We start from the raw sequence: 16,027 nt of genomic DNA on the forward strand, positions 1-16,027 counted from the left end.
GATGCAAATTCTGGTAACAGGGGCAACTGGTTTTATCGGCAATTATGTAATTGACCGTCTGCTGCAGCTGGGGCATGAAGTGATCGCCAGCTCGGCCAATGCTGCAAAAGCCGCCACCATGCCCTGGTACCCGAAGGTGAAATATACCGCATTCGATTTCGAAGCATTTGATGCCAGCGCAGATTACTTTTCGTATTTCGGTAAACCTGATTGTATGGTCCATCTGGCCTGGGAGGGATTACCAAATTATAAATCGGCCTTTCATACAGAACTGAACCTGCCGCGTCATAAGGCTTTGCTCACGAATATGATCGAAAATGGTTTGAGCGATCTAACTGTTACGGGCACCTGCTTTGAATATGGCATGCAGGAAGGAATGCTGAAAGAAGATATGCAGGTATTCCCTGCAAACCCTTACGCCATTGCCAAGAATGAGCTGAGAATTTTCCTGGAAGAGCTGGCCGCGGAAAAGCATATACATTTCAAATGGGCCCGCCTCTTTTATATGTATGGGAAAGGGCAAAATCCTAATTCCTTACTTTCGCAGCTGGAAAGGGCCATCGCCAATGGGGATGAGCAGTTCAACATGAGCGGAGGGGAGCAGGTAAGGGATTTCCTGCCGGTGGAGAAAGTAGCTGAATACATCGCAGCCATCGCATTGCAAAACAGAACCACTGGTGTGATCAATTGCTGCAGCGGCATTCCGGTATCAGTGACCCAACTGGTAGAAGATTATCTTGCAGAAAAGAATAAAACCATAAAACTGAACCGTGGTTTTTATCCATACCCGGATTACGAGCCGATGTGCTTCTGGGGTGATAATACCAAACTTAAAACCATACTGAACAATGAGTGATCCTGTAAAAGCTTTTGTTGAAGAAAGAAAGCAAAGGATAGCCGAAAACGGCGGGAACCAGCAATTGCAGGCTGCTGCAAAGGCTTTCAACGATGCATCCAACAGTGCGAGGTATTCCTATAACTTCTCCTGGATGGGCAGGCCCATCATCCAGTATCCGCAGGATATGATCGTGATGCAGGAGCTGATCTGGGATCTGAAGCCGGACCTGATCATCGAAACAGGGATCGCTCATGGTGGTTCACTGATCTTCTATGCTTCACTGATGGAACTCATCGGGAAAGGAGAAGTGCTGGGCATCGATATCGATATCCGTGCGCATAACCGAAAAGAGATCGAAGCGCATCCCATGTTCAAACGTATTACGATGCTGGAAGGGTCTGCCATCAGTGAAGAGATAGCCGCTCAGGTTCGCAGGGCAGCCGAAGGCAAGCAAACAGTGATGGTGCTGCTGGATTCCAACCATACTCATGATCATGTGCTGCGCGAGCTGGAACTCTATGCGCCACTGGTTACTCCCGGCTCATACTGTGTAGTGTTCGATACAATCGTGGAGAAACTGCCCGAGGGTTATTTCAGTGAATCACGACCCTGGGGAATCGGTAATAACCCGCTTACTGCCGTGTATGAATACCTGAAGAAAGATGATAATTTCGTGATCGACGCCAGCATCGACAATAAAGTGCTGATCAGTGTAGCGCCGGAAGGTTATCTCAAAAGAATCAAATAAGGAATCATTCTCATAATGTTTACAGGCGAACCATCCAATAGCAATCCCTGGGTTACTTTTTGCATGACCACTTTTAAGAGGCCGGACTTCCTGCACCAGCAGCTAACCGATCTTGCAAAGCAAACCTTTCCTTATTTCAAAGTGGTGATCTCAGACAATGATCCGGAAGGAAGCGCCAGGGCTGTAGTGGAAGCCTTCAATGATCCACGCGTTTCTTACTATGTGAATGAAGCCAACCTGGGAATGGTGAAGAGCTTCAACCGTAGCCTGGCAAAAGCGGAAACACCCTGGGTGGTGATGATCACGGATGATGATCCTGTATATCCAAACATGCTGCAGACATTATACGATCTGCACAAGAAATATCCCGGCTATGGCATGTATATGGGCGGCTGCGACCTCATGGCCCATACACCCGAAGTTGCGCGCAGCTCGCGGGTGAAAGTGGGTACCAATAGTTGTCTCGCCAACCTGGCCATCGGTACGGTGCGCGAATACAAGGGAAGGGAATTTCCCTATGCTTATTTCAAAAACGATATCGGCTGCCACCTGCTCTGGAGCTGTGGTGTAGTGAAGCGTGAAGTGGCGCTGGCCATTGAAGGAATGCCGGATTTCGGCGCACCCTACAATACCGATTTCGGTTATATCGTACTGGCAGGAGCCCAACAGGGCGCAGTACTGCTTAACACTTCATTGGGCTGCCAGGTGGTGCATGGCGCCAACTATGGTTTTACCGAATCGGACTACGAAAAATTCTATATCACCCCAGATGCCTGGATGAAATGGGTGATGGACCATCTTCCCAAAAGTCAGGACTGGAGCACGTTGTACAGGCCACTCGAACTGTTTACGGCCAGATGGGTGGTGGAGTATGCAGTGAGCATAAAAAAAATTGCAAAAGACCGCCAGCTTCATAAGCCTGAGTTCGACGCAGTAGTGAAGAGGATCTTCAAAATCCCTTATCTCAGGAAATGGAAGATAAAATACTGGCTGGCCATTCATATGCCGGGACTGTTTGAATCCCTCATTGGCATTAAGAAAAGAATATTCGGAAGCTGATGCCCAGGTTCAGTATCATATTACCGGTCCGTAACGGAGGAGAGTATGCGAAGGAATGCGTGAACAGCATCCTGTCGCAAACCCTGAATGATTTCAACCTGGTGGTGCTGGACAATTGCAGTACAGACAGAACAGTAGAATGGCTGGAATCTCTGCACGATGAACGCATCGTCATTCACAAAGCTGATCGCTCACTCTCAATCGAAGAGAACTGGGCTCGCATCAAAGATGTGTCACGTAATGAATTCATGACCATGATCGGGCATGATGACCTGCTGCTGCCGAATTACCTGGAAGAGATGCAAAGCATTATCAACCGTTTCCCAAATGCAACACTCTATCAGACACATTTCAATTATATCAATGCAACCGGCGGTTTGATCAGGCCATGCCTGCCGATGGACGAGCAACAATACGTACAGGATTTTCTCGCTGCACAAATGCAACGGAAAATAGACAGTACAGGTACCGGCTATATGATGCGTTCGTCTCAATATGATGAAGTGGGCGGCATCCCTCCCAATTATCCCAATCTCATTTTTGCAGACTTCGCATTATGGGTTCGGCTCATGGCGAAGGGCTACAAGATCACATCGTCCAAAAATTGCTTTTCCTACCGCGTGCACCAAAGCGTATCTGCCACCACCAATGCAGAAGCCTTCATGAAAGCATTCGGTATATATGCAAAAGAGATCGATCTGCTCCAACAGAAAGATCCTGCTGTGCAGCAGGCGGTCCGGAGTTATGGCAGGGAATTTCTGCTATTGTGGTGTGAAAGTCTATCGCACCGGCTCTTGAAAACCCCGCTGAACAAGCGTTCTATGCTGGTGAGCGATCTGATGAAGAAATTCATGGAGTTTGCCGGGGAGTTGATACCCGGGCAGTCTTTTGAACCAGGCGCAGTGTTCAGGATCAAACTGGCTGAATGGCTTGATTCGAATACGCTTACCCGTAATCTCTTTCAGTGGTATAAGAAGTAGTCAGTATCAGAAATCATTATCTGTATACAGGAATTTCCTGAACTCCCTGCAGAACACTTCCCCGCTGAATTTTTCGATGGCGATCTCACGCCCGCGTTTGCCAAATGTTTCCTTCACTTCCGGATGTTCCACTAACCATTGCAACAGGGTAGCACCTTCTTCCACAATCGCAGGTTCACTGGTGGCATGGATCAGTAATCCGTTCTCCATATGCCTTACATAATCGGGAATGGCATTCACAGCTGTGCTCATCACAATGCGGCCATGCGCCATCATCTGCATCACCACCAATGGCAGTCCTTCGTAGGCGGATGTGAGGATCAGTACATCGGACTTATGATAGAGCTCCAGCATTTTGGCTTCATCGCGCACATTGCCGTAAAAAGTGCAGTAGGGATATTGTGCCGGATCGATCACATTGTCCACGTCACCCACAAAGGAAAAATGGATAGGCGCATTGATCTGGTGTAATTTCTCTGCAATGGCCGCTATCAGCGGAACCCGCTTCTGTGGCGCACCACGGCCGATGAATATCACTTCCAGTGTTTCATTGTTCACAGGACGGTAGGGTGGAATGGGGATCATGTTCTCCGCAAAACGCAGGCGTTTTGCATAGGAGGGATTCACCCCGGTTTTTTTGTATTGCTCTTCCACATCCTTCATCAGTTTAACGGTACTGAATATACGAAGGGTGATCAGGTCGATAAATCCGATGGAGTAGGGCAGCCAGGTATCGAGATGGCAAAGCTCTATGCGACGGACATTCCTGTTCACATGCGCCAGCATCTTGTAGAAGAACAGGGATTCTCCTCCGAAGATCGTGGCATTGGGCGCGCTGTTGATCCAGGCGGCCAGCACACCGCGGTAAAAGAAATTGACGAAATGATAAAGCTTATTGTCGATCTGCTCATGAAGGTCCAGCACATCAAAGCCCTGGAACATTTCCAGGTGGCCATTGTTCTTTGGTTTCTTGGAGAAGATGATCAGCGGTTGCTGGTCTTTCATACAGGCGGCGATATCTGCATTCACTTTGATGGCGCCACCAATATCGGCAGAAGGGAAGAAAAGGAAAGTGCTGGTCTTCTTCTTCAACGGGAAAAGCCGGCCATAGATCATACCGGCCAGCACAAAGGGAAACATCCCGATGTATTCCAGTCTTCTTTTCAATACTCCTTTGCGATGGCTCATGTTCAGAAATATTTTTGCAGGATCTTTTCCAGGTATCCTTCCCCGAAGCGGATGCCCAGGGTTTCACATACAGCTGCTATTTCATGGGTATCGATGCTTACGGGACCACCTCTGTCGTCCAGTGAATAGAGACCCTGTTTGCCACAGAATTCCTCGATGGTATCCACAATATAAGTAACAGGATAACTGGCAGTATTGGCAATATTCAGTGTCCGGTTGGTGGCCATCTGGTGCTGCAGCAAATGATCGGCAATCCTGTACACATCCTCCACATCGATGATGTTCCGCTCGGATCGCTGCCAGAGCTGGAATGGGATTCCCTGCGCTATATGCTGGAAGAAATAATTCAGGATCGTATTGGGATTGTCTGACCGGCCTGCCAGGTTCGACAAACGGAAGATCGCATAGCGATGGGCGTTGGAACGCACCAGATCTTCCATATTCAGTTTATGCTGCACGTAAGCAGTTTGCTGCAGGTCCGGATCATCCACGCTGGTGGTGCTGAAATATATCAGCATCATACCGGGATTGGCTTCCATGGATTGCAGCAATAACCTGGCTTCCCGCTGAAAATCCGCTTCTGTGCTGGATTTGGAGTTAGACACTCCGGAAGCGAAGATCAGAAAACGATCATCTTTTGCATAAGCTCCAAAACTCCTTGCCACGAGGCCAGTTCCAATAACCATGTTCTCTTTTCGTTTACTGCGCTTTGGATGCAGATGAAGAATCAACTCCGGCAGCCCTGTTCTTCCAGAGCCACCAGGCGCCACCCAGCACCAGCAGGATGGAAATGATGCCGGCAATCAATGTTATCAGATTACCCGTATCATAAGATGCCGGCTCGAACCGGAACTCTATGACATGTTTTCCTGATGGAATGCTCATGCCGCGCAGTACGTAGTTCACTTTTACGATCGGCGCTTCCTTGCCGTCGATAGTAGCCTTCCATCCAACCGGATAATACACTTCGCTGAACACGGCAAACTGGTTGCTGGCCGCATTGCTCTCGTAAGTGACAACATCATTGAGATTGCTGGTCATGCGGATAGTGGCCAGTGAATCGAACTGTGGCTCGAATGTAACTTTGCCTTTCTCACGTTGATCAATCACCGCTGTGTCGGCAGGATGGAAATCGTTGAGCGCTGCCATTTCAGCATCGGCATTGGGAACATATTGGAGGGCTTTCACAAACCAGACATTGCCGAGTGCGCCCGGATTCATTTGCGCAATGGGTTGTCTTGTCTGCGGATTGGCCGCTATGAAATATTTTGTGTTGAGCATGTTGAATACTTCCATATTGCCCCTGTTCAACTGATGTGTGATCAGGTCATCATAATTGGCGAGCCTGGCGGGCAGGTAACCACCGATTGAATGATGATGGAAGCTGGCGCGTGAGTCGGCAAAAGGATTGCCGGCAGTTTGATCGAACACGCGGTAAAAGCCTGTGTCCTGCTTGATCTGCAGATCAGCGGCATTGGCCTGATAGGGCGCCAGGAATTCGTCTTTATCTACATAGTTCTCTTCTTTCAGATACCTTCTGTCAACAGGCAGCAGGTCCACCAGGTTGAGTACGATGAAAGCTGCTATTACATATTCGGCTTTCAGTTTTTTCTGAACGCCGAGCCAGATCAGTGCGGAGCCCAGCACCAGGAAGAGGATGGTGCGCAGCATATCGCCTTCATACAAAGTCTTGCGGTCTGAGCTCAATCCGTTCATGACGGAGGAAGCGATGGTCCGGGCCTGCTGCTGTACCTGCTCATTGGGCTGTCCACCCTGAGAAGCCATTTGCATGATGGCGCCGGAGATCCCTTCGCGAAGCTGATTGTCGCCGGAAGCCTTGAAGCTGCCAGTGAAATAGGTTCCTACCAGAATGGCCACTACCGCCAGCACAGCAACACCTGCATACTTCAGTTTCTTCATCATTTCGGTTTTATCGTATTCACCGAACATGAGTTGATTCAATGCCATGGTGGCCAGTAAAGCAAACGTCAGCTGCGGGATCACCAGCGCTGTAGTAGGTGCTCTGAATTTATTATAATAAGGAAGATGATCGAAGAGGAAATAGTTCAATGCCTGGAAATTGCTGCCCCAGGCCAGTACGATACCGATGATGCTTGCGGCAATGATCCAGCCCTTGTGCCAGCTCTTTACCACAAAGATGCCAACAATGAAGAGCAGGCAGATCAATGCACCGAGGTATACAGTACCTGAAGTACCGGGCTGTGCGCCCCAGTAGGAGCTCAGTGCAGGATAGATATAATTGGTGAACTCCTGCGGCAGTTGTGATTCCTGCAATGCCTGGATGGCCTTGCCATCTTCGGGCAGTTCACGCGGACCATCGCTGCCGCCGTTGTAAGCGGGCATCACCAGGGTCATGGTTTCGCTGATGCCATAGCTCCAGTGGAAGGCATAGCTTTTATCCAGACCGCCTTTCGATTTATTTTCCGCCAGCTTCTTGCCATCGGGCCCTGTAGTCAGCTCTGAAGCACCGCCGCGCATAGACCATTTGGAATACTCGCTGGTTGGCATCAATATCACAGCATAACTGGCAATACCGATCACCAGTGCTACGATGGCGAGACCGGCCGTATAAATAACAGGTTTGAAATCTTTTTCCTTGAATGCGCGCACCAGCATCGCCACACCCAAACATCCTGCAATGAGGAATGTGTAATACAAGATCTGTACGTGGTTCTGCCAGGTAAGCAGGGTGCTGAACAATAAGGTAACAATGAAGCCCAGCACATATTTGCGCTGACTGAGCAAGATCAGTCCAGCAATGAGAGCAGGCGCATAGCCCATGCTCATGAGCTTGGTATTATGACCTACTGCCGCAATGATGGCATTGTAGGAGGCAAATGCATAACCGAGTGAACCGAAGATCCCAGCCATGCTGCGAAGGCGAAGCACAACGGTGAGGATATAAAAACCGATACAGGCCAGGAAGAAAAAGCTGGCGGGCGCAGGCAACCAGAGCGTGAACACATTGTGCAGCCATGCCAGTGTAACCGGATACTTCGCTTCGATCCCGATCTGGAAGGCAGGAATACCGCTATAAGCGCTGTTACTCCACAAAGGCCAGTGACCATGCTGCTCTTTGAATTGGTTCGATTGTTCGATCATTCCCTTCCAGCCCAGGGTATCATGCTGGTTCAGGATCATTCCCTTGAAAGCGGGTAAGCAAAAGAGGATGGAGATGATCAGAAAAATCCCTATCGCGATAACATGCGGCTTTAACTGCTGCCAGATTGTTTTGTTCATTATATCAGGATGGTTAAAAGATGCGACAAAATAAGGCAATTATTTGGTAAGTTGATCAGGCACTGGGTTTTAAAGCGGGTTCAATGCCCGGGCTGCATCGGCGGTGATAGTGCCCCAGTAGAAATGCCGGTAGAAGGCGGCAGGTATATTGTCCTGTCTGGAAACAAGTTGCAATACTGCGGCGGTAAATGCAGGCCAGTCGTTATTGCCCGTCACCACCAGTTTGCCTCCGCAAATGGCGGGGTCCACACCTTCAGCGCCGTTCTCCACACTCACCGCATTCATATTATTGCCCAGTGCCTCCACCAATTTGGTTTTGATGCCGCCACCGGATATTACAGGATTCAGGAATATGTCGGAGCCCCTGAAATAAGGATTGATATCATTCACAAACCCTGCGATCACCAGCTTGGGTATCCCGGCTTTTGAAATGCGTTCGGGAATATCCTTTCCGCATATCAGTATGGTATAATCAAGAGATGATTGCTGCAATAGGGGATTGATCTTTTCAATGATCAGGTCCAGCGCTTCCAGGTTGGGTGAATAATTGAATGCGCCGTTGAACAGGAGGAGGCAATGGTGCTTCGGGATACCATGCTGTTGCTGCAGGTATGCGCGCGCTTCCTGTTTTTCGGTTTGGGATGGTGGTTGGTCCCACTCAATGCCGTAAGTGGCTACCGTGCATTTCGATGGCTGAAGCCCGAATTCACGGATCGCGTATTGCCTGTCTGATTCCTGGATGAAAAAGCTATGCGCTGCTGCGCGGTGAACGATTCGCTCATACTGCCATAATATTTTCCACCACCATTTGTGGAGGGTCTTCCAGCGAAGCCCTTCGATATTATGGGAATGCACCACCAGTTTCACGCCGGTGAACCATTTCAATAACAGTCCCAGCCATCCGTAATATGGATGTTCCAAAATGAGATGCGTAATTTTTTTCCGGCGTATGATTGAACGGAGCGTAAAAAAATAGAATATATTCAGGTAGCGTGTGGCGCTGCCGGAAAGTATATTGAGCAGTTCATACCCTTCGGCCAGTGCAGGATCATTGTTCTGTGTGGTTACCATGCTGAGATCAACCTGTCTGGTAAAATACTTGTAAAAAAGGGCGATCCCTTTCTGGCCACCCATCCGGGGAGGTAAAAACTGATAGGAGACCAGGCTCAACACTTTTATCATGCTATATCCGCTAAATTGAATTCGGGATGAACAAAAATTATGCAATTTTACACCAACTTGGGTTATGCGTAAACTATTATTTTTCTGCAGGGTGGCCTTTCTCTGCAATGTTTGTTTCCTCCTGGCCTGGCTCATTCAATACCTGCCTGTATCGCCTCACGGGCATATTGCGTCAACTATCGTGGTGCTGGGAACAGGGCTGGCGGTGATACTGAACATTGCGGTGAACTTTTTTGTAGTTATTTCACTTTTGCAGAAAAAAATGGACTGGTCAGTATTCCCCCGCTGGCTGATAATCGTTAATTTTCTTTTTCTCTTGTTGCAGATAATCATATTACTTTTCAACTAACATGCTTTATTCATGATCCATAATATTATCCGTGATAAATCCACCCGTCTCTTCCTCTTCCTTGGTAGTTTTTTTATCGCCAATGCCATCATTGCCGAAGTGATCGGCGTGAAACTTTTTTCGCTTGAAGAAACACTTGGCTTCGAGAAAGTGAATTTCACTTTGCTGGGAGAGAGCGGACTGAGCTTTGATCTCACCGTGGGTGTGCTCACCTGGCCCATCGTGTTCATCATGACTGATATCATCAACGAATATTACGGTGTAAAGGGCATCCGGTTCCTCAGTTTCATTGCAGCAGGATTGATCGCTTTCTCTTTTCTTGTTTTCTTTTTTGCTATAAGAACAACGCCCGCCAACTGGTGGATACCATCGCAGGCAAAGCATGGCGTACCTGATATGCAGGCCGCCTACCAGCAGATCCTGGGGCAGGGGATGATGATCATCGTGGCATCGCTTACCGCCTTCATGATCGGGCAGGTAACGGATGCCACCATCTTCAAACGCATCAAAAAGTTAACTGGTGAAAAGAATATCTGGATGCGCGCCACACTCAGTACACTGGTGTCGCAACTGATAGACACCATCGTGGTGCTGTATCTCTATCTGTATATCTCACTGGGATTCTCCTTTGCAAAAGTGACTGCCATCGGCATCGTCAATTATACCTACAAATTCCTGATCGCTATTGTAATGACGCCTGTGATCTACCTGGTGCACTCACTGATAGAAAGATATCTGGGCAAGGACCTTGCCCAGGATATGAAGAATGCAGCTATGCGTGAAGGTTAGTGACTGGAATGTCATAATAGTTTTTCCATTATATAATCATTCATCTGGAATCCATTACCGATCTCGATGTCTGCTTCCTCAATAACGGTGAAGCCGAGTTTCTCGTAAAAGTTTTTGGCTTTGTTGTGGCGGTTGACATTGAGGTGAAGCGTATGTCCGCCTTCATCGAGGATCTGTTCAATTACGAAGTCCAGCAATGCACGGCCAACACCCAGACCCTGCGTTTGAGGGAGCACATAGATCTTATGGAGTTTTTGCACGCCTGCTTTTTCAGTGACTCCAAATGAGGCGAAGCCAACAGCGTCTTCGTCCAGTTCTGCGATCAAAAAACGATGATTGAGTTTGGTGATCTGTTCGTTCAGGGATTCCGGGCTGTAATTTCTCTCCAGCATGTATTCCAGTTGACCATCGGGCAGGATGGCGCCGTAAGTGACAGGCCATATCTGTTGAGCCAGATAGCCGATGGTGGGGATATCATCGAGATCCGCGAAGCGGATCACCAGTTCTGCACTTGTATTCATAGGGGCAATATTATGGATTTTCAAAAACTTCTTTGGATAAATTCTGATGGATCCGGATGGCTCTCCAGGCCAGCCTCATGGCTATCCAGTAACAGACGATAGCGCCGAAGGCGAGTATGCCGGTAGACACATAGCGGGTAACATTCGGGTTCTTCTGGAGGAATAAAAAGAAATCGAAACCGCCATGGAAAAAGATGGCCAGCAGGAGACCGGTCAGCAATCGCAATATGGGCCGGTGATGATCGAATTTGGCCAGTCCGGCATGGAATCCCATCAGCACGCCGAAGGCCGCATGTGCAGGAACGGAGAGGAACATACGCAGTACGCCGGTAGCGAATCCATTCTCCAGTACATACCATACATTCTCGAAAGTGGCAAAGCCCATACTTACCATCACGCTGTAAATGATCCCGTCGAAAGGCTCATTGAATGCAGGTTGCCGGTAGGCATAGAACCGCAGCATCAGGAATTTGCTGCCTTCCTCACTGAATGCCACCAGCACAAATGCAAAAACAACATAATAGGAAATGGAATAGGGAGAGAAGCTTGCATCCAGCAATGGCTGGAATTTCGTTTGGAAAATGATAGCCGGAATAGTACTGGCAACTCCCAGCATAAAGGAGATCACCAGGTTCCTTAGCGGCTCCCTGTCGTATTTGTCCCTGGAATAAATGAAAAATGCAATTGCCAGTCCGGGCGCCAGCGCTAATGCCAGAAGAGAAAGGACCATAATCCAAAAATAAACAAAAGGGCCGATGGTGTAAATCCAAAATGTCTTAATTTTCCTTTCATGCGTAAATCACTGTTCCTGGCCTTTCTTATCGGTAATTGTTCCGCATTATTTGCCCAACAGTTCGGAGGCCATCCCCCTTCCACCCGCTGGCGTCAGGTAAATACAGATTCAGTACGTGTGATCTTTCCTGCGGGCCTCGAGCGGAGCGGAAAGGAAGTGGCCGGTATCATTCACCGCATCGGTCAGCAGCCGCAGGGATTGCTGGGAAACAGGCTTCGCAAGATCAGCATCGTGCTGCAGCCCAATACCACTATCTCCAATGGTTATGTTGGACTGGGCCCCTGGCGCAGTGAATTCTATCTCACACCGCCCCAGAACAGTTTTCAGCTCGGCAGCCTGCAATGGGAGCAAAGCCTGGCATTACATGAGTACCGTCACGTTGAGCAATACGCCAATTTCAGGAAAGGCATTTCCAAACTCGCATACATTCTTTTTGGCGAACAGGCGCAGGACCTGGTGAACAGCGCTGCCGTTCCCAACTGGTTCTTCGAAGGAGATGCTGTTTACCAGGAAACCATTCTCAGCCCGCAGGGCAGGGGACGGGTACCCGCTTTCTTCAATGATTACCGCTCACTCTGGGCTGGTAAAAAACAATACAGCTGGATGAAACTGCGCAATGGATCGCTGCGCGACTTCGTTCCCGATCATTATCGTCTCGGTTATATGATGGTGGCCTATGGCCGCGAAAAATACGGGGAGGATATCTGGCAGAAGATCACCAGCGACGCCGTTCGATTCCGCGGTCTGTTCTATCCGTTGCAACGCGCTGTAAAGAAACATACCGGAGAAGGGTATTCGCAGTTCAGGCAACTGGCCCTGGAAAAATTCAGCCAGCCATTCAATGACAGCAACCGGACTACAGTGGATGAATGGGCGGCAGAACAAAAACATTTTTCCGGCAATGCGGAATTCCCGCAGTGGCTGGACGATCATACCCTCGTGTATGTGAAAAGCAGCTACAAGCAAATACCTGCTTTTGTGAAGAAAGATATTGTTACCGGCGAGGAATCCAGGTTACGCATAAAGGACGTTTCAATCGATGCAACTTTCTCTCTCCGTAATGGTAAGATCGTATACGCCGCGTATGAGCCCGATATCCGCTGGAGCTGGCATAACTATTCTGTGATCAAATGGCTGGATGTGGCCAGCAATGAGCAACGCACGCTCACGCGCCGCACGCAATTGTTTGCTCCCGATATCAGTGAAGACGGCAATACCATCGTAGCCGTGAAAGTGGAACCTGGCGCCAATCCCGAACTGCAACTCATCAGCAGTGCAGATGGCAGCCTGCTGCGCAGCTTCCCCAATCCCGATACCCTGTTTTACACTTTTCCAAAATTTGCCGGCAATAACACCGTGATCACTGCCGTGCGCAACAATGCCGGTGAGATGGCGCTGGGCTCGGTGGACCTTGGTTCAGGGAACATGAAATACCTGACACCATTTTCTCATAATGTGATCGGCTTTCCGGCAGCTCATAAGGACACGATCGTTTTCACCGCATCCGAAGGAACGCTGGACAGGCTCTTCATGATCACAGGCTCACAACTCTATCGCCTTCAGCCGGAACAGGCTTCCGGCTTCACCGGACAATACCAGGCGCAGGTGGCATATGGGCAGTACACTTATTCCGCTTTCACGGCTGCCGGCGATCTGCTCCAACTGGGACGTATAAGCGCCAATAATATCATTCCGGTAGATGCCAAAGTTTTTACAGCGCCTCTGTCTGCCCAGGGTGTTCCTGAAATAGCGCAGAACAAATACAAACCTGTTACAGGAATGGCATCGGATTCCGCCATGCCCGTCAGCCATTACTCCAAAGGATTCCGCCTTTTCAATATTCATAGCTGGCGGCCTTTTGTGGATGACCCCGACTATACCATTTCCGTGGTTGGTGAGAACGTGCTCAATACCCTTCAATCAGAAGTTTATTTCAATTACAACAACAATGAGAAGAATAAAGAGGTTGGATTGAATTTCACTTATGCACAACTCTTCCCCTGGATCAGGCTGGGCTCCAATTTCATCATGGACCGGCCATTCGATTACAATAACAGCCTGCTCTATTTCAATGAATGGAACACCTATGCAGGCCTGAGCATACCGCTGAACTTCAGTAAGGGCCGCTCTTTGCGCTCACTGAACTTCGGTACGGATATCGCCTGGAAGAAACAATACGTACAGGGCATGTATAAAGATACTTTCGATACGGAAGGTTTCGCATATATCCGCCCGTATGTGAGTTTCGTAAACCAGGTTCAAACAGCCAGGATGCATATCCTGCCACGCTGGGGACAGAATATCCAGCTCAGCTACAACCGCGCTGTGAGCAGGCTTGATGCCAACCAGTTCCTCGCAACGGGTTACTGGTATTTTCCGGGCCTTGCTCCTACGCATAACCTGGTATTCAATACAAGCTTTCAGAAAAGGGATACGCTCCGGAATTATATCTTCTCCAGCAGTTTCCCTTTTTCACGCGGCTACAATGGCGTGAATTATCCGGAGATGTGGAAGCTGGGTGTGAATTATCATATTCCATTATTGTATCCTGATTTCGGGATCGGCAATATCGTGTACTTCATGCGCGTGCGCGCCAATCTTTTCTATGATCATACCAATGGAAGTTTTCACAACAAAGGCGTCAGGTATTCCAATGAGCTTCGTTCCTATGGTACTGAAGTGTACTTCGATACCAAATGGTGGAACCAGCACAATGTAACATTCGGATTCCGTTACAGCCGCCTGCAGGATGGGGCTTTGCAGGGGCTTGGAGCTAACCAGTGGGAGTTCATCATGCCGGTGAATCTGCTGGGTGCGCGTTGATTTAATCACACTTTAATTTTCTAAGGAACTTCAGTTCAATGCTTCAAAGCTTCATATCACTTCCAATTATCTGAACATGCTTTGCATGAAGCATTTCAAAAAAACTGCCACCGCTGTGATCCGGGAAAGGATCATCATCGAAGCAAAAAGACAACTGGCGCTGCCGGAAAGAAGCATCAAGGAAATGGCATTCGGCCTGGGTTACAAGGATCCGGCAAACTTTTCAAAGTTCTTCAAAACGAATACCAATTACTCGCCAAGAGCATTTAAAGAACTTAATAACGACCAATTACAACCGAAAAACAGGATGTAATAGTAAATGACCCGATTCTCCTTGTAACTGATATAACAGCTGTTTCAATATTCAATCCTTCTCCCTAATTTCGATTCATGATATTTGACCGGAATAATTTGGCAGTACCGGCAAAAAAGATCAGAACATTCTCAAGACGGTTTCGTTATCCAATCATTTCCAATCAAAGCTTCACATTCAACCCACCAGTCGTTGCGATGAAGAGGTTATCTATCTCTTCAACTGAAAGTTCCGGCTTTCATTTTACCTCTGTTGGTTTTTCATAGCAATCGGGACATTGGCAAATCTCTCCGTTGCGCTAAGGCAGAGCCCGCCGGATTCTTCCGGTGGCTGCTCTGATCTTAGAATTGAAAGTCCTTGCGATGGAGCTTATTCTTATTGAAAAGCCAGATCCGTATCCTTTGAATATCCGTTTAGAACATGGGCATCGGGCCGCCTCCAGGCAATTACTTCCCGGAGGCGGGATTTTTCTTTGAAAGCATTTATTTCAGGACGAAGTGAATATGACTGTCATTTCCAACGCCGCGGATCTCCAGTGCCCCATTGGCATCAGTGGCAAAATTGAGATCGTTGTAATCGGTTATGGCCGGATAATTGTTTTCCATTTTTTTATGATGGGTAGCGGTGATCACCAGTACCTGCGAGCCTGCTCTTTCACCTGCCAGTATTCCCGCAGGAGAATCTTCCAGCACCAGGCATTTGCCGGCAGTGGTGCCGAGTTTTTCGGCAGCTAACTGAAAGCCGTCGGGTGCAGGTTTGCTATTGGGCACATCTTCCGCTGTGATCATCAAAGGAGGCAGTGGCAAGCCCGCGGCCTGGATGCGGCGTGTAGCGAGCTCCCTGGGCGCCGATGTAACAACCGCCCACCGGTAAGGGCTAAGCGCAGCGAGGAAGTTTGCTGCTCCGGCGATGGGTTCTATTCCCGCCACATCATCTATCTCCGCCAGTGTGAGTGCGGCAGCTTCAGCTACAGGATCCATGCCCGGCAGAGCAAGCCGGCGGATGGTTTCAACAGCCTGAATGCCGTGAATGGTGGGTAAGAAACTTTCCACGTCGATCCCATTTCGTAAGGCCCAGGTGGTCCAGACGCGTTCAGCAGATTTGATAGAGTTCAGGATGGTGCCGTCCATGTCCAGGAGTACGGCGTCGATCTGTTGTTGCATGACGCGAAGTTACTATCATC

The 16,027-nt window shown here is 48.8% G+C and carries 14 protein-coding genes and 1 pseudogene; 8 read left to right on the forward strand and 7 right to left on the reverse strand.

Annotation, left to right across the window (positions count from 1 at the left end; translation table 11 throughout):
* Nucleotide 1: 1 nt before the first annotated feature.
* The 4 genes from FSB84_RS20075 (at nucleotide 2) to FSB84_RS20090 (ending at nucleotide 3,625) form a co-directional block, all read left to right on the forward strand.
* Entirely contained in the window at nucleotides 2-856 is an 855-nt protein-coding gene (locus tag FSB84_RS20075; RefSeq protein ID WP_130539666.1) for an NAD-dependent epimerase/dehydratase family protein, read from the forward strand.
* The gene (locus FSB84_RS20080) at nucleotides 849-1,586 is read left to right on the forward strand and encodes a cephalosporin hydroxylase family protein (RefSeq protein ID WP_130539667.1); all 738 of its coding nucleotides are present in this window, start codon (nucleotides 849-851) and stop codon (nucleotides 1,584-1,586) included. The genes FSB84_RS20075 and FSB84_RS20080 overlap by 8 nt, the downstream gene beginning before the upstream one ends.
* A 63-nt stretch (nucleotides 1,587-1,649) precedes the next feature.
* Nucleotides 1,650-2,645: a glycosyltransferase family 2 protein gene (locus FSB84_RS20085; RefSeq protein WP_158644023.1), complete on the forward strand. Its 996-nt coding sequence runs from the start codon at nucleotides 1,650-1,652 to the stop codon at nucleotides 2,643-2,645.
* Entirely contained in the window at nucleotides 2,645-3,625 is a 981-nt protein-coding gene (locus tag FSB84_RS20090) for a glycosyltransferase family 2 protein (protein WP_130539669.1), read from the forward strand. The genes FSB84_RS20085 and FSB84_RS20090 overlap by 1 nt, the downstream gene beginning before the upstream one ends.
* 6 nt (nucleotides 3,626-3,631) lie before the next feature.
* Here the strand turns inward: FSB84_RS20090 and FSB84_RS20095 are convergent, their stop codons facing one another.
* From FSB84_RS20095 to FSB84_RS20110, 4 genes are all read right to left on the reverse strand, one after another.
* A complete protein-coding gene (locus FSB84_RS20095) occupies nucleotides 3,632-4,813 on the reverse strand; it encodes a glycosyltransferase family 4 protein (protein ID WP_130539670.1) in 1,182 nt (393 codons plus the stop codon).
* A 2-nt stretch (nucleotides 4,814-4,815) separates the two neighbouring features.
* Nucleotides 4,816-5,499: an NAD-dependent epimerase/dehydratase family protein gene (locus tag FSB84_RS20100; RefSeq protein WP_130539671.1), complete on the reverse strand. Its 684-nt coding sequence runs from the start codon at nucleotides 5,497-5,499 to the stop codon at nucleotides 4,816-4,818.
* A 13-nt stretch (nucleotides 5,500-5,512) separates the two neighbouring features.
* The gene (locus tag FSB84_RS20105) at nucleotides 5,513-8,074 is read right to left on the reverse strand and encodes a YfhO family protein (protein ID WP_130539672.1); all 2,562 of its coding nucleotides are present in this window, start codon (nucleotides 8,072-8,074) and stop codon (nucleotides 5,513-5,515) included.
* Nucleotides 8,075-8,143: 69 nt separating this feature from the next.
* A complete protein-coding gene (locus FSB84_RS20110) occupies nucleotides 8,144-9,256 on the reverse strand; it encodes a glycosyltransferase (RefSeq protein WP_158644024.1) in 1,113 nt (370 codons plus the stop codon).
* Nucleotides 9,257-9,320: 64 nt separating this feature from the next.
* Between FSB84_RS20110 and FSB84_RS30700 the strand changes: the two genes are divergently transcribed.
* Nucleotides 9,321-9,605 carry a hypothetical protein gene (locus FSB84_RS30700; protein WP_158644025.1) on the forward strand — a complete coding sequence of 95 codons (285 nt, stop codon included), beginning with the start codon at nucleotides 9,321-9,323 and terminating at the stop codon, nucleotides 9,603-9,605.
* Between the two features lie 12 nt (nucleotides 9,606-9,617).
* Nucleotides 9,618-10,394 (forward strand): queuosine precursor transporter, encoded by a 777-nt coding sequence (locus FSB84_RS20115; protein WP_130539674.1) that lies wholly within the window; start codon nucleotides 9,618-9,620, stop codon nucleotides 10,392-10,394.
* Between the two features lie 11 nt (nucleotides 10,395-10,405).
* Here FSB84_RS20115 and FSB84_RS20120 read toward each other — a convergent pair whose 3' ends face one another.
* Both FSB84_RS20120 and FSB84_RS20125 read right to left on the reverse strand, forming a co-directional pair.
* Nucleotides 10,406-10,915, reverse strand: coding sequence for a GNAT family N-acetyltransferase (locus tag FSB84_RS20120; protein WP_130539675.1), 510 nt, complete (start codon nucleotides 10,913-10,915; stop codon nucleotides 10,406-10,408).
* Nucleotides 10,916-10,925: 10 nt separating this feature from the next.
* Nucleotides 10,926-11,645, reverse strand: a complete 720-nt coding sequence (locus tag FSB84_RS20125; protein ID WP_130539676.1) for a PrsW family intramembrane metalloprotease — start codon at nucleotides 11,643-11,645, stop codon at nucleotides 10,926-10,928.
* Between the two features lie 60 nt (nucleotides 11,646-11,705).
* Here FSB84_RS20125 and FSB84_RS20130 point away from each other — a divergent pair, with 60 nt between their 5' ends.
* Nucleotides 11,706-14,531 (forward strand): TolB-like translocation protein, encoded by a 2,826-nt coding sequence (locus tag FSB84_RS20130; RefSeq protein ID WP_130539677.1) that lies wholly within the window; start codon nucleotides 11,706-11,708, stop codon nucleotides 14,529-14,531.
* 52 nt (nucleotides 14,532-14,583) lie between these two features.
* Nucleotides 14,584-14,844 (forward strand): annotated as a pseudogene (locus FSB84_RS20135) (helix-turn-helix domain-containing protein); the annotation flags it as partial.
* Nucleotides 14,845-15,326: 482 nt separating this feature from the next.
* On the opposite strand, the gene FSB84_RS20140 reads toward FSB84_RS20135, so the two are convergent.
* Nucleotides 15,327-16,007, reverse strand: coding sequence for an HAD-IA family hydrolase (locus tag FSB84_RS20140; RefSeq protein ID WP_130539679.1), 681 nt, complete (start codon nucleotides 16,005-16,007; stop codon nucleotides 15,327-15,329).
* Nucleotides 16,008-16,027 lie beyond the last annotated feature (20 nt).

Origin of the sequence: Pseudobacter ginsenosidimutans, from assembly GCF_007970185.1 — a bacterium.
Classification (GTDB): domain Bacteria; phylum Bacteroidota; class Bacteroidia; order Chitinophagales; family Chitinophagaceae; genus Pseudobacter; species Pseudobacter ginsenosidimutans.

Excerpts from the sequence above, each read along its gene's own strand:
- FSB84_RS20075 (WP_130539666.1), top strand. The coding sequence starts at position 2 with ATGCAAATTCTGGTAACAGGGGCAACTGGTTTTATCGGCAATTATGTA.
- FSB84_RS20080 (WP_130539667.1), top strand. The coding sequence starts at position 849 with ATGAGTGATCCTGTAAAAGCTTTTGTTGAAGAAAGAAAGCAAAGGATA.
- FSB84_RS20085 (WP_158644023.1), top strand. The coding sequence starts at position 1,650 with ATGACCACTTTTAAGAGGCCGGACTTCCTGCACCAGCAGCTAACCGAT.
- FSB84_RS20090 (WP_130539669.1), top strand. The coding sequence starts at position 2,645 with ATGCCCAGGTTCAGTATCATATTACCGGTCCGTAACGGAGGAGAGTAT.
- FSB84_RS20095 (WP_130539670.1), bottom strand. The coding sequence starts at position 4,813 with ATGAGCCATCGCAAAGGAGTATTGAAAAGAAGACTGGAATACATCGGG.
- FSB84_RS20100 (WP_130539671.1), bottom strand. The coding sequence starts at position 5,499 with ATGGTTATTGGAACTGGCCTCGTGGCAAGGAGTTTTGGAGCTTATGCA.
- FSB84_RS20105 (WP_130539672.1), bottom strand. The coding sequence starts at position 8,074 with ATGAACAAAACAATCTGGCAGCAGTTAAAGCCGCATGTTATCGCGATA.
- FSB84_RS20110 (WP_158644024.1), bottom strand. The coding sequence starts at position 9,256 with ATGATAAAAGTGTTGAGCCTGGTCTCCTATCAGTTTTTACCTCCCCGG.
- FSB84_RS30700 (WP_158644025.1), top strand. The coding sequence starts at position 9,321 with ATGCGTAAACTATTATTTTTCTGCAGGGTGGCCTTTCTCTGCAATGTT.
- FSB84_RS20115 (WP_130539674.1), top strand. The coding sequence starts at position 9,618 with ATGATCCATAATATTATCCGTGATAAATCCACCCGTCTCTTCCTCTTC.
- FSB84_RS20120 (WP_130539675.1), bottom strand. The coding sequence starts at position 10,915 with ATGAATACAAGTGCAGAACTGGTGATCCGCTTCGCGGATCTCGATGAT.
- FSB84_RS20125 (WP_130539676.1), bottom strand. The coding sequence starts at position 11,645 with ATGGTCCTTTCTCTTCTGGCATTAGCGCTGGCGCCCGGACTGGCAATT.
- FSB84_RS20130 (WP_130539677.1), top strand. The coding sequence starts at position 11,706 with ATGCGTAAATCACTGTTCCTGGCCTTTCTTATCGGTAATTGTTCCGCA.
- FSB84_RS20140 (WP_130539679.1), bottom strand. The coding sequence starts at position 16,007 with ATGCAACAACAGATCGACGCCGTACTCCTGGACATGGACGGCACCATC.